Here is a 13,288-nt window from a genome sequence, read left to right as displayed (position 1 = left end):
GGCCTTCATGGTGCGGGGTGCTGCTGTGCGTGCCGGCCCGCCGTTCCTGGACCTTTCAGCCGCCGGACATCGGGCGGGCCGGGGCGGTGCCGCCGCGTGGCACGCGGTCCGCGTGGGGCGGTCGGCGGCTGCCGTTCGCTGCCGCCGGGGCCCGGTCCGAGCGCACCAGATGCGTGGGATGCGGCGGGGCGACCGGGTGTGCACGTGAGCGGCCGCCGGTGACCGTGCCCGTCGTGGTCGCCGTGTGCCCTCCCGCGGCGACCGGCTCCAGTGCGGGGTCGGGTGCCACCGCGCCGTCCCCGTCCGGCTGCGGGACCGTCGTGGCCCGGGGGCCTCCGGCCACGACGGGCACGGAAGGAACAGGACGGGCGCGCCGGCGGAAGCTCTCGCGCTGGTCGAAGATCCAGGCCTCGGCCCGGGTGATCAGCGGCTCGACCCAGGGCAGGGCCAGCAGGATCAGCAGTCCCGCGGCCCAGCCCAGCAGTACGTCGCTGAGCCAGTGCGTGCCGAGGTAGACGGTGGTGAGGCCGACACCGAGCGAGACGATCGCCGAGGTGGCCGACAGATAGCGCCTGGCCCGCGGGGTGGTGGCCAGATAGGCGAGGATCCCCCAGGTCACGACGGCGTTGGCCGTGTGACCCGACGGAAATATATCGCCGCCGGCGAAGAGCTCCGCGGAGCCGATCCGGGTCGCGTAGTGCGGGCCGAGCCGCCCCAGGCCGATCTTGACCGCGCCGACCGTCACATTGAGCAGCAGCAGGGAGGCGCCCAACGTCAGCAGGGGCCGCAGGGTGTGCTGCCGCCAGGAGCGCCAGCCGAGCCAGCAGGCGACCATGGTGGCGGTGGGGCCGCGCTGGCCCAGCACGACGTAGTAGTCGAGGAACTCGTGGATTTCCGGCCACTGCTGATACGGCCGGAAGAGCATGACCTTCCAGTCCAGCGTCACCAGCCAGGAAGAGACCAGCACGGCAACGACGATGGCGAGATAGAACGCCAGCGTCCCGCAGAAGAGAGCGATGCGGTGAGGGCTCATCCGCGGCGGCTCTATCTTCGGCGGCTCCGGTTCCCGGTCCAGCCGGGCGAAGATGTCGGTACGCACCCAATGGACGTTACAGCGAGTGAGTGCGAGAACAGGCCGATCCGGTCTCTTTGTGATGACGATGTGATGTGGAGTATGTCTCAGTCGGGCTTTGATTTTGCACCCGTAGAAGCATATGGCCAGGTTTTTGCGCCACCGATTTCGCACTTATTTCGGAAGGGTGTTTGGGTGCGAACGGAAAAGCGCAGGAGGTGCCCGTATGAATTTATCCGGCCCGCTGGGAGACGGAACGGACGGTGTCCGACCTGTCACCGCAAGCTCCCGGCGTGGGCCCGGCGCGGGTCTCGCGGGTCGCGAGGAGTACCTTCTGTGCCGGGCGCGGAGGGCGTCCGTGCAGGTCCGAGCGGGGACTCGGCGTGGCGTACACCACGCCGCACGGCCCACCGAGGTGTGAGGTGGGCCACTGTGCGCGCCCTGAACTCGCGTACGCTGACGGATCACTTGCCCGTCGATGCCGGGCGCCGTGGGACGGCGAATCGTTGTGTCCCCGGCTGGCCCGCCGAGCGCGAGGGACCTTTTGGGGAGGTACTTGCATGTCCAGGACGACCGCAGCCCGATTCCGGCTGCGCCCGGCAGCCGACGGTGCCCATCGATGGGTCGTCCTGGTCGTCCTCTGCCTCAGCCTGCTGCTCGTCGCCCTCGACGCGACGGTGCTCCATGTGGCGGTCCCCGCCGTCACCGAGGATCTGCGTCCCAGCGCCGCCGGTCTGCTCTGGATCGTGGACGCCTACCCGCTCGTCTGTGCCTCGCTGCTGATCCTCTTCGGCACCCTCGGCGACCGGGTCGGCCGGCGCCGGATACTGCTGCTGGGCTACGGCCTCTTCGGTGTGGCCTCCGCCGTCGCCGCGATGGCGGACAGCCCCGGCGTACTCATAGCGGCCCGTGCCCTGCTCGGTGTCGGTGGGGCGATGATCATGCCGGCGACGCTGTCGATCCTCCGGCAGGTCTTTCCCGACCGTCGTGAACGGGCCGTCGCGATCGGCGTCTGGTCCGCGGTCGCCGCTGTCGGTGCCGCCACCGGGCCTGTCGTGGGCGGCTTCCTCGTCGAGCACTTCTGGTGGGGCTCGGTCTTTCTGATCAACATCCCGTTGATGGCTCTGGTCCTGCCGGTCGGGCGCCTGTTGCTCCCCGAGTCGCGGGGCAGCGACGACGGGCCGTGGGATGTGCTGGGTGCGCTGATGGCGGCGGCCGGAGTGCTCGGCGTGGTCCTCGGAGTGAAGCGGGCGGGTACCGGCGAAGGGCTGCTGAGCCCGGCCACGGCGGTTCCGCTGCTGATCGGGGCCGTACTGCTCGTGTTCTTCGTACGCCGTCAGAGGCGCCGGCCGCATCCGCTGATCGACATCGGGATGTTCGCCAGGCCTGCCTTCTCCACCGCGGTGGGCTGCATCGTCCTCGCCATGCTCGCCCTGGTCGGGCTGGAACTGATAGCCGTCCAGTACCTTCAGCTCGTCCTCGGCCTGAGCCCGCTGCAGACCGGTCTGCGGCTGCTGCCGCTCACCTTCGCGGCCATGGCCGCAGGAGCCACCGGTTCGTACACGCTGCGCCGTGTCGGACCGCGCCGGATGGTCGGCTGGGGCTTCGTGCTCACGGCGGCCTCCGTGCTGGTCCTGACCGCGATGGGGCAGCACGACCGGCCCGGACTGCTGACCGTGGCCTTCGTCGCCCTCGGCTTCGGTCTGCAGACCACACTCTTCGGGGCGTACGAGTCCATGCTCAGCGAGGCTCCCGCCGACCGGGCCGGCGGCGCTGCGGCGATCGGCGAGACCTCCTACCAACTCGGCGCGGGCATGGGGATCGCGCTGCTCGGCAGCGTGATGAACGCCGCCTACGCCCCCGGACTCGCCGGACTGTCCCAGGAGGGGGTCCCCGCCGGGGACGGTGCGGCCGCCGCGCACTCGCTGGGCGAGGCCTACCAGGTGGCGGACCGGCTGGGCGGATCGCTGGGCGAGGTGCTGCGTTCCACGGCCCGTCACTCCTTCGTCACCGGACTGCATGTCACACTGCTCGTCAGCGTGGCGCTGCTGCTGCTCGGAGCGCTCGCCGCGCTGCGGCTGCCGCGGCTGATGGAGTACCCGGCAACGGATGTCCGCGAGTCCGGACAGGACGGGACGGCCGAGGCGCGGGACGTGCAGGGTCCGCTCGCTGCCCCCGTCGCCGAGCGTGTCCAGCGACCGCTTCCGGCACCCGCCGGGCGCCGACCCGCTGGGGCGACCGGCTCTGGACGGGCGGCACACTGAGCCGTAACGTCGGCGCGAGCCGTAACTACCACCGCTAGTTTTAGTGCTGTGCGAGCCGCCGGAGGCACCCTCATGTCCACCACCGAGCCCTCGAAGCTCCCGCCCTTCGACCCCGCCGACCCGATCGGCGTCGACGACCTGCTCGACGCCGAGGACCTCGCCATCCGTGCCACCGTCCGGGACTGGGCCGCCGACCGCGTCCTGCCGCACATCGCCGAGTGGTACGAGAACGGTGAGCTGCCCGGCATCCGGGAGCTGGCCCGCGAACTCGGTTCGATCGGTGCTCTCGGGATGTCCCTCCAGGGATACGGCTGCGCGGGCGCCACCGCCGTCCAGTACGGACTGGCCTGCCTGGAACTGGAGGCGGCCGATTCGGGCATCCGTTCCCTGGTCTCCGTGCAGGGCTCGCTCGCCATGTACGCCATCCACCGCTTCGGTTCCGAGGAGCAGCGCCGGCAGTGGCTGCCCGCCATGGCGGCCGGCGAGATCATCGGCTGTTTCGGCCTCACCGAGCCGGACCACGGATCCGACCCGGCCGGAATGCGGACGTACGCCGAGCGGGACGGCGACGACTGGGTGCTCACCGGCCGGAAGATGTGGATCACCAACGGCTCGGTCGCCGGGGTCGCCGTCGTCTGGGCGCAGACCGGCGAGGGCGGCGAGGGCGGCGGGATCCGCGGATTCGTCGTGCCGACGGACACTCCCGGCTTCTCGGCACCCGAGATCAAGCACAAGTGGTCCCTGCGCGCCTCGGTCACCAGTGAGCTGGTCCTCGACCGCGTACGGCTTCCGGCCGACGCCGTGCTTCCGGGCGTCACCGGTCTGCGCGGTCCGCTCAGCTGTCTCGGTCACGCCCGCTACGGCATCGTCTGGGGGGCCATGGGGGCGGCGCGCGCCGCCTTCGGGTCGGCCCTCGACTACGCGAGGAGCCGGGAGCAGTTCGGCAGGCCGATCGGTGGTTTCCAGCTCACCCAGGCCAAGCTCGCGGACATGGCCGTGGAACTGCACAAGGGCATCCTGCTCGCCCACCATCTGGGCCGGCGGATGGACGCGGGCACGCTCCGTCCGGAACAGGTCAGCTTCGGAAAGCTCAACAACGTGCGGGAGGCGATCGAGATCTGCCGTACCTCGCGCACGATCCTCGGCGCCAACGGGATCTCGTTGGAGTACCCGGTGATGCGCCATGCGACGAATCTGGAGTCGGTGCTCACCTACGAAGGAACCGTGGAGATGCACCAGCTGGTGCTGGGCAAGGCGCTCACCGGCCTCGACGCGTTCCGGTAGACCGGCTCGGCGAGCACCCTGCTCAGCTCTGGTTGAAGAAGCCGTCGGTCGGCCGGCCGACGGCTTCACCGCAGACCACCTGCGTGTCGGCCGGGGTCAGCAGGAAGACCCGGGTGGCCACGCGCTCGATCGAGCCGCGCAGTCCGAAGGTCAGCCCCGCCGCGAAGTCCACGACCCGCTTGGCGTCGGCCGGGTCCATGGTCGTGAGGTTGACGATCACCGGGACGCCGTCCCGGAAGAGCTCCCCGATGCCCCGCGCGTCCCGGAAGCTGTCGGGGGTGACGGTCGCGATCCGGCGGCCCGTCTCCTCGGCCGCCTCGGAGGCCACCTGCACCCGGGGGTCGGTCACCCAGGCCGGACCGGTCCCGGTCTGCGCACCGTCGGCGTACTCGTCGTCGTAGTACCGCTCGTCGTTGTCCTCCACGAGGCCCAGCCAGGCACTCGCCTTGCGCACCGATCCCATGGATGCCTCCTCTCACCGCGGTTCCGTGATGTTCCGAATCTCTGTCGTATCCCTATGGTCGTCCATGATGCGGATCGTGCGCCAAGTGGATAGTCGTTGCGAAGGGGATTCGTGACGGTACTGGCACAGAAAATATGGCGATTCGTCAGGGTTCTTCCTATGTGGGAGGCCTGAAAGAAAGAAAATATGAAGCTCCAGTCCGTATGGGTGGTGCATGTGGCGTACGGGTGAACGAGGGCACTCGATACGATGCGCGTCGAGCATGCGTGCGAGCGCATCGCACAGGTCAACGACTCTCGGGGGATCGTCGTGTTCGGAATCGTCAGACCCTGTGCCCATCGGTTGTCGGAGGGGCTCAGGACCGAGTGGATGGCCCATCTCTGCGGGCTCTGTCTCGCGCTCCGCTCCGATCACGGGCAGCTCGCCCGGGTCGTGACGAACTATGACGGACTGATCGTCTCCGTCCTGACGGAGGCTCAGTCGGAACGCACCACCGGGTGGCGGCGCACCGCGGGCCCCTGCCCGCTGCGGGCCATGCGCACCGCCCCGGTCGCCCGCGGCGAGGGAGCCAGACTGGCCGCCGCGGTCTCGCTGGTACTCGCATCGGCGAAGGTGCGCGACCACGTCGCCGACGGGGACGGCCTGTTGAAGCGCCGCCCGGTGGCCGCCGCCGCGCGGCGGGTCGCCGCCGGCTGGGACCGGGCCGGCGCGCGCACCGGCGCCCAGCTCGGCTTCGACACCGCGCTGCTCGTCGACGCCGTCGACCGGCAGACCGGAATCGAGCTGCTCGCCGGGCCCGGTACTCCGCTGCTCGCCGTCACCGAACCGACCGAGACCGCCACCGCGGCCGCCTTCGCGCACACCGCGATACTCGCGGGCAGGCCGCAGAACGCGGGGCCGCTGGCCGAGGCGGGCCGCCTCTTCGGACGCCTGGCGCATCTGCTGGATGCCGTGGAGGACCAGGAGGCCGATGCCGCGTCGGGATCCTGGAACCCGCTCACCGCGACCGGCACCTCCCGGGCCGAGGCCCGGCGGCTCTGCGACGACGCGTTGCGCGGTGTGCGGCTGGCGCTGCGTGACGCGGAATTCACCGACGACGCGCTGGCCCATGTGCTGCTGGTGCACGAGCTGCGACAGTCGGTGGATCGGGCGTTCGGCACGACGGCCTGCTCGCACCGGGCGGGTGGAGCAGCCCCGGACGCGGCTGTCCGGTCGTCAGGTGTGGGCCACACCGGGGCCTTCGGGCCACCGCCCGGCAATCCCTACGCCCCGAGTCCCGGCGGTCCCGCGGGACCGCCGCAGCCCCCGCCCGAGCCCCCGCCCGAGCCCCCGCGCGACCGACGCGGGCTGATCGCCGGCTGCCTGGTGTGGGCGGGGCTGGCCTGCACCTGCCAGATGTGTTGCGGCACCTTCAATGATCCGTGGACTCATCAGCCTCGCGAGGGGCTGTGTCACCAGTGCGACTGCGGCGACTGCTGCGAGGTGTGTGACTGCTGCAGCAACTGCGGGGACTGCTGCGATTCGTGTGACTGCTGCGACTGCGGGTGTGACTGCAGCTGCTGAGGAGGAGTTCCGCACGGCCCCGTCCGAGGACGGGGCGCGTCGTCGCCCCGCCGGGCTGACGCACCGCCACCACACCCTGCGTCAAGAGATCCTGCGCCCCCTCTGTGCGGCCGGATCCGGCCGTGCGTCGCGAGACATTCGGGCCGGAACGCCCTCTTGCGCCGGAAGTGGACCCCTTGAATACTCCCGAGCAGCGCTTGTCAGGAACACGGCATGTCGGCGCTGCCGGTGCGCCGTGCGAACGACTGCGCCTCACGGGTCCGGTCACCCCACAGACGGACCCCCGACTTCCCTCGGGAGGAACGAAAAGTGAGGATCAAGCGCACCACCCCCCTCAACGGCACCGCCAGACGCACCAGGGCTGTCGCCATCGCCGCGGGCCTTGTCGCCGTCGCCGCACTCGCCGTCCCCGCCGCACAGGCCCAGACCACCGCCACCTTCAGCGCCAACCAGCTCTCCGCGGCGAGTGACGCGGTGCTCGGTGCGGATGTGGCGGGCACGGCCTGGAACATCGACCCGGAGACCAACACCCTCGTGGTCACCGCGGACAGCACGGTCTCTCGGGCCGAGATCAACCGGATCAAGAAGTCCGTGGGCGCCAACGCGGGCGCACTGCGGATCGAGCGCACCTCCGGGACGTTCAGCAAGCTGCTCTCCGGAGGTGACGCGATCTATGCGACCAGCTGGCGCTGCTCCCTCGGCTTCAATGTCCGCAGCGGCAGCACGTACTACTTCCTGACCGCCGGTCACTGCACCGACGGCAAACCGCCCTGGTACACGAACTCCGCCAGGTCGGTCAGTATCGGCGCGACGGTCGGATCCAGCTTCCCGACCAACGACTACGGACTGGTGCGTTACGACAACACCTCGCTCGACCACGCGGGCACCGTCGGCAGCGTCGACATCACCAGCGCGGCCGATGCCACGGTCGGCATGTCGGTGACCCGCCGCGGATCCACCACGGGAACCCACAGTGGCACGGTGACCGGTCTCAACGCCACGGTCAACTACGGCAGCGGGGACATCGTCTACGGCATGATCAAGACGAATGTATGTGCGGAGCCCGGCGACTCCGGCGGCCCGCTCTACTCGGGCTCCAAGGCGATCGGTCTCACCTCGGGCGGCAGCGGCGACTGCACCTCGGGTGGCACGACGTACTTCCAGCCGGTCACCGAGGCGCTCAGCGCGTACGGGGTCAGCGTCTACTGACGTTCCGGCACCCGGACCCGGCCCCTGGGACGAGCGGCCGGTCATGACGGAGCCCCTGCCCGGATCCCGGGCGGGGGCTCCCGTTCGCCCCGACTTTTGAGAAGATGTGGGGCAGGCCGGTCATGCAGGAGCAAACGGGGGTGGATGCTGCGCCTTCCGGAGGGGTGTCCTCCGGGTGCCCCCGGAAGACACCACAGGGGGTTGAGGGTCCGTGAATCGCATCGGAGTGACCGGCCATCGCAGTATTCCTCAGGAGGCCCATGCCTCCGTACTGGCCGGACTGCAGGCGGCGCTCTGCGGCGTGGAAGGGTCCCTGGAGGCCCTCTCGAGTCTGGCGGTGGGGGCGGACCAGCTCTTCGCCGACCTCGCCCTGGCCCGCGGTGCGGATCTGACCGTGGTCATCCCGAGCGGCGACTACGAATCCTGCTTCACCTCCGCGGCCGAACTCGCCCGCTACCGGGCCCTCAAGAACCGGGCGGTCCGGGAGGTCCGGCTCGGCTACCCGCACTCCACGGACGAGGCGTACTACGCGGCGGGCGCGTACATCGCCGACCACTGCGACCGTCTGCTCGCCGTGTGGGACGGAAGGCCGGCCCGTGGTCTCGGCGGGACGGGTGACATCGTCACGTACGCCCGCAGCCTGGGGCGTCCGGTGACGGTGATCTGGCGCGACGGTGTGGAGCGCACCTGACTCGTTGCCCGACGTCCCTCGTCGCAGGTGGCCGACAAGAGCTGTCGCGCCGTCACATCTGGTGCTTGGCAAGCCAGTCGGTGTGCTGCGGCGATACGATGCGCTCGGTCTCGAAGACCGCCCGCGGCCACTGGCGCTCGGTCAGCGTGGTCTCCATCGCGACCTGCATCGACTCCAGGTCCTGCTCCACCAGGGAGTGTGCGGAGATCAGCGGGTGGTGGCGGCGCAGCTCGCTCCAGGCCAGGCAGGCCGCGGCGGAGGCCGACAGTACGCCGGTCAGGGCGAAGGACTGGGCGACGGAGAACGTTCGCAGCAGCGCGAGCACCAGGGCGAGTGCGGTCAGTACGGCCATGGTGGTCGACCAGACGAGCGTGGCCCGCCGGGACACCTCCTGGCGCCTGCGGTACCAACTGCGCTGCTCGATCAGCCGATCGCGCACGTACGTCTCCTTGCGCACGGTGAACGCCTTGTTCCGCAGCTCGCGCATGGAGTCCGTGATCAGGCCGCCCGAGTCCGCCGTCAGGTCGCGCGGATCGGTCCACCCCACCTTCCGGAGTTCCTGGAGGCCCTCTTCGAGGCGATTCGCGAACAGTGCCTCAGGGTGCTGGGTGGTGGTGTCGAAGGGTGATCCGTGCACCGCGTAGCGCCAGCAGATCGACTTGATGAACTCCGCGGCCGAGCGGTTGAGTTGCCATTGTGACTTTGCTTTGCGGCGGGCGGTGAGGTAGGTCGTGATCAGTACGCCGGAGAATGCCAACACCCCCATGATGTCGAGGAGTTGTAACGTGTCACCCGCCTTGGGGTGCCATGGCAGCGCGGCCGGTATCGCGCCCACGACCAGGAGGACCAGCTGGCAGCGGGTGGTGTTCACGGCCTCCCGCTGCCGTGCGATGGCGATCGCGTCCGTGTGGTGGAAGAGCGCCGGCAGGTCGGCGTTCCTGAACACCATGCTCTGCAGCGGTCCGGGAATCGCCGTCATGTTCACTCCCTCTCTTCGGGCATGGGCACGGTCGTACCGTGCGTCGAGGAGGGATGAGCGTAGAGGTGTGCTGTTGTGCACGGCAATGGACCTGGGGTGTCAGCGGCGCTTTTCGGTCCCGGGAAGGCCCCCTCGTGCGATCCGGGACACTGTGGCAATGTGGTCCAACTCGGGGAGTGGCGAGGCATGTTGGGGTCACCTCTCTTCCCGCGACCGACTGAGTGGGGGCATGGATGAGCGACGCATACGGTGAGAACGTGGATCCGCTGTCCGAGGCTCAACGACGGGTCCGCCGAAGCCCGTTGCTGTTCACCGCGCCGCTTGTGCTCCTCGGGCTGCTGATCGCCCTGCTCGCCTGGGAAACCATCCGGGGCAACGTGACAGCCGGGGCGCGTACCGAGTGGCCCTGGCGCCTGCAGTTGATCGATGCGCAGGTGCTGGGGAGCCTGCTGGCGGTCTCTGCCGGGGCGGTCCTGGCCCGGGCGCAGTATGCCCGTACGGTCAGGCCTTACCTGGGCTGGCGTGCCGCCTGGACGGAGGGGCTGCTGGCGGAGCGAGCGGCCGCGTGGCGAGTCGGAATACTCAATGGCGGCCAGCACATGGCCGTGATCGAGTCGTGGGAGACCAAGCTGGTCATGAAGGGCGTGGAAGGCTCCGACGATGCGCCGTGGAAGAGTGTTTCCCGCACGGTGGCCGAACTGACCGAGGCGGGATTCACCGTGGGACGGGACTTCCGGCTCATCGGGTTCGGCGCAGGATTCCCCCTGGTGGGGGCCGGGGGTGATCACGGCACCGTGTTGGTGGGGGCGTTCTCCGAGCTCTTCGTCCAACGGGTTCAGTCGCTCTATGTCCGGGTCAGGGTCACGGATGTCGTGGGCGACACCCACGAGCGGGTCATGGACTGCCTGAAGGGCGCATGGAACGACCGTGCCGCCCCGGTGGCCTGACGTCTTCCGAGTGTGCCGCCCGTGCTGTCGCGGGCCGTGCGGAGGGCAGGTCCTCGATCCCCTGCTCCGCCCGTGTTTTCAGGTGGAGGGAACACAGCTTTGTGCCACTCGTGTGACGAGCGGATCACCGCAGTTGCCAAGCCCGTTGAGGGGAGTAAAGTCGTGCCGCCGGGCACTGTGGTTATGCAGAAACTGGCTGCTTTTCTCATGATCCGGAACACTCTCCCTCAAGGACGGCCGTGAAGATCTCTGAATCCCCTCGCGCCTTCGCAGTTGCGAAGAAGGAGCCTGTACCGCTCTCCAAGATCGACACTCGCGGTGCGGAAGCCACCAGGAAGGTCGGCCGGGTGTTTTCGGCCGCGGCGGATCGCCACATCCAGGCGTCCACCTTCAGTTCTGCACTCTGATTGCGTTCCATGCTGGCTAGACTGAGGGAATGACAGGACCCCTGGTCCCATTCCGCGAAATCGTGCTCAAAGTGCACAGCAGGTGCGATCTTGCCTGCGATCATTGCTACGTCTACGAACATGCAGATCAGAGTTGGCGTACCCGCCCGAAAACGATCTCTGACGACGTCATCTTCCGGACAGCTCAGCGCCTGGCCGAGCATGCCGCAACGCATGCGTTGCCCTCCGTGTCAGTGATCCTGCACGGAGGGGAGCCTCTGCTGGCGGGTCCCGCCCGATTGCGGCGCGTCTGCGAGGAGCTGACCTCCGCCTTCGAAGGCCTTGCGGAGCTCGACCTCCGTATCCACACCAACGGGCTCCAGCTCAGCCCGCGCTATCTCGACCTCTTCGACGAGTTCGGCGTCAGGGTCGGCATCTCCCTGGACGGTGACCGGGCCGCCAACGACCGGCACCGCCGCTTCGCCGACGGACGCAGCAGCCACCCTCTGGTTCTCAAGGCCGTCGAACTGCTCCGGCAGGAGCGCTACCGTCACCTCTATCTCGGGCTTCTGTGCACCGTCGACGTCGAGAACGACCCGCGCGCGGTCCTCGACGCACTCTGCGAGCTCGAACCCCCGCTCATCGACTTCCTTCTCCCGCACGCCACGTGGGACGATCCCCCGTCCCGCCCGGACGGTTCGCCCACGGCCTACGCCGACTGGCTGCTCGCGGTCTTCGACCACTGGCGGGAGCGGGGCGGCCCGGTGCCGGTCCGGCTCTTCTCCTCGGTGCTGTCCACGCTGAGCGGCGGTCCCAGCCTCACCGAGTCCCTGGGGCTCGCCCCCACCGATCTCGTCGTCGTCGAGACGGACGGCCAGCTGGAGCAGGTCGACTCGCTCAAGAGCGCCTACGAAGGCGCGGCGGCCACCGGATTCGACGTCTTCACCCACGCCTTCGACGAAGTCGCGGCCCACCCCGGCGTGCAGGCTCGCCAGCTCGGCTTGGCCGGCGTCAGCGAGACCTGCCGCCGATGCCCTGTCGTACGTTCGTGCGGAGGCGGTCTCTACACGCACCGATACCGGTCCGCGGGGCCGTCCGGCGCGTTCGACAACCCGTCCGTGTACTGCGCCGATCTCGAAGCCCTGGTGCGCGGCATCGAGGCACGCACGGCAGCGGCCCTCGTCGCGCCCGCGGTGGCCGAGCCCGTCGAGCTGCTCGCCGCCCAGCAGGACCTCACCCGCACCCTGCTCGCCCGGCTGAACGCCGACATCGGACGGCGTGGCGGCGAGCGGTGGGAGGCCGCCTGGGAGCTGGCCACCGCCATCGACGCGTCCGAAGAGGGTGCCCGTGGTCTGGGCGAGGTGCTGGCCCAGCCCTACACCCGTAGCTGGCTGCTGCGTGCGCTGGAGCTGGCCCAGGAGCAGCCCGGGGCCGCGCGGGTGGCGCGTGGGATGTCGGCGTATCTCGCCGCCGCCGTCGTGCGGGCCGGCCTCGATCTGTCCGTCCGGGTGACGTTCTCGGACGGCAGTCTCTTTCTGCCCGGCCTCGGTGAGCTGCGGATCGCGGACGCGCACGGGACGGCACTGCTACGGGTCGTCGAGGACGGGTTCCTGGTCCGGGCGGACGAGGGCGACCGGGCCGAGCTGTGCGTCGCACGGCCGGAGGCGGCCGCCCCCGGCTGGCGGCCCCTGCGTCGGCTGGTGACATCCGGCTCGACGTCCGGCCCGGTGCTCGACGACCTCGACCCGTACCGGGACTGTTTCCCCGCACCCGCCGCGGACGCCCTCGACGAGGGGGCCTTCGCCGACCTGGAGGCCAGGGTCGGCGAGGCGTGGAGGCTGATCGAGGCAAAGGCGCCCGGACGTACCGCGGAGATGAACGGCTGCCTCACCACGCTCACTCCGCTGACCGGGCTGGTTCCGACGGAGCCCGCCGTCGGACGGCACGGATACGGTGCGCTGGGGATCTCCCCGGACGGCAGCGCCGACGAGTTGGCGTTCGCACTGGTGCGGGGCTTCCGGCGGGCCGAACTGCGGGCACTGCGCGATGTCACGGACCTCTACGCCGCGGACGGCTCGTGGAAACACCGGATGCCCTGGCAGGAAGAGCCAGTTCCGTTTTCCCGGTTGCTGGCAGACACCTATGAACGGATGGCGTTGGGGGCATTCGATCCGCTCTTCCTGGAGGGCGTACCGCAGGCACTCGATACCCTGGAAGGCGCTGCCGAACTGACCATCAGTGGGAAACAACTGGTGGACCGGATGCGAAAAGATATCTGAGGCCTTCGTTCCGGTTTAGCGGCGGGCTTCGGTACGCACAGGACAACTAGGAGGAACGGATACAGAACGAATTCGATCAAGGAATGATCGGCTGTGCCGGGGAACGTATGACTGAAAAGTGGCGTTGAATGACCGAACGCCGTGGGGGTGG

At 69.5% G+C, this 13,288-nt stretch carries 10 protein-coding genes; 7 read left to right on the top strand and 3 right to left on the bottom strand.

Annotated elements, in window-relative coordinates:
* Positions 1 to 55 precede the first annotated feature (55 nt).
* Positions 56 to 1,099 carry a phosphatase PAP2 family protein gene (locus tag AB0L71_RS03680; protein ID WP_365237376.1) on the bottom strand — a complete coding sequence of 348 codons (1,044 nt, stop codon included), beginning with the start codon at positions 1,097 to 1,099 and terminating at the stop codon, positions 56 to 58.
* A 533-nt stretch (positions 1,100 to 1,632) separates the two neighbouring features.
* On the opposite strand from AB0L71_RS03680, the gene AB0L71_RS03675 reads away from it, so the two are divergent.
* Both AB0L71_RS03675 and AB0L71_RS03670 read left to right on the top strand, forming a co-directional pair.
* Positions 1,633 to 3,336 (top strand): MFS transporter, encoded by a 1,704-nt coding sequence (locus tag AB0L71_RS03675; RefSeq protein WP_365237374.1) that lies wholly within the window; start codon positions 1,633 to 1,635, stop codon positions 3,334 to 3,336.
* Between the two features lie 72 nt (positions 3,337 to 3,408).
* The gene (locus AB0L71_RS03670; RefSeq protein WP_365237372.1) at positions 3,409 to 4,620 is read left to right on the top strand and encodes an acyl-CoA dehydrogenase family protein; all 1,212 of its coding nucleotides are present in this window, start codon (positions 3,409 to 3,411) and stop codon (positions 4,618 to 4,620) included.
* 22 nt (positions 4,621 to 4,642) lie between these two features.
* Here AB0L71_RS03670 and sepF read toward each other — a convergent pair whose 3' ends face one another.
* Positions 4,643 to 5,083, bottom strand: coding sequence for a cell division protein SepF (gene sepF / locus AB0L71_RS03665; RefSeq protein WP_365237370.1), 441 nt, complete (start codon positions 5,081 to 5,083; stop codon positions 4,643 to 4,645).
* A gap of 309 nt (positions 5,084 to 5,392) precedes the next feature.
* Here sepF and AB0L71_RS03660 point away from each other — a divergent pair, with 309 nt between their 5' ends.
* The 3 genes from AB0L71_RS03660 to AB0L71_RS03650 all read left to right on the top strand — a co-directional run bounded on the left by AB0L71_RS03660 (position 5,393) and on the right by AB0L71_RS03650 (position 8,546).
* Positions 5,393 to 6,646: a DUF5685 family protein gene (locus tag AB0L71_RS03660; protein ID WP_365237479.1), complete on the top strand. Its 1,254-nt coding sequence runs from the start codon at positions 5,393 to 5,395 to the stop codon at positions 6,644 to 6,646.
* A gap of 309 nt (positions 6,647 to 6,955) precedes the next feature.
* Complete coding sequence (locus AB0L71_RS03655) at positions 6,956 to 7,855, top strand: S1 family peptidase (RefSeq protein ID WP_365237368.1); 900 nt, start codon at positions 6,956 to 6,958, stop codon at positions 7,853 to 7,855.
* 211 nt (positions 7,856 to 8,066) lie between these two features.
* Positions 8,067 to 8,546: a hypothetical protein gene (locus tag AB0L71_RS03650; protein ID WP_365237366.1), complete on the top strand. Its 480-nt coding sequence runs from the start codon at positions 8,067 to 8,069 to the stop codon at positions 8,544 to 8,546.
* A 52-nt stretch (positions 8,547 to 8,598) separates the two neighbouring features.
* Here AB0L71_RS03650 and AB0L71_RS03645 read toward each other — a convergent pair whose 3' ends face one another.
* Complete coding sequence (locus AB0L71_RS03645) at positions 8,599 to 9,525, bottom strand: DUF4231 domain-containing protein (RefSeq protein ID WP_365237364.1); 927 nt, start codon at positions 9,523 to 9,525, stop codon at positions 8,599 to 8,601.
* A gap of 233 nt (positions 9,526 to 9,758) precedes the next feature.
* Here AB0L71_RS03645 and AB0L71_RS03640 point away from each other — a divergent pair, with 233 nt between their 5' ends.
* Together AB0L71_RS03640 and fxsB are read left to right on the top strand one after the other, a co-directional pair.
* A complete protein-coding gene (locus tag AB0L71_RS03640; RefSeq protein ID WP_365237362.1) occupies positions 9,759 to 10,472 on the top strand; it encodes a hypothetical protein in 714 nt (237 codons plus the stop codon).
* Positions 10,473 to 10,908: 436 nt separating this feature from the next.
* Positions 10,909 to 13,137 carry a radical SAM/SPASM protein FxsB, inactivated metallohydrolase extension form gene (fxsB, locus tag AB0L71_RS03635; protein ID WP_365237360.1) on the top strand — a complete coding sequence of 743 codons (2,229 nt, stop codon included), beginning with the start codon at positions 10,909 to 10,911 and terminating at the stop codon, positions 13,135 to 13,137.
* The last annotated feature ends 151 nt before the right edge of the window (positions 13,138 to 13,288 follow it).

The sequence above is a fragment of the Streptomyces sp. NPDC052052 genome (assembly GCF_040680455.1).
Taxonomy (GTDB): domain Bacteria; phylum Actinomycetota; class Actinomycetes; order Streptomycetales; family Streptomycetaceae; genus Streptomyces.
The sequence above is the reverse complement of the archived record's forward strand: the minus strand, read 5'-3'. Positions and strand labels throughout refer to the sequence as shown.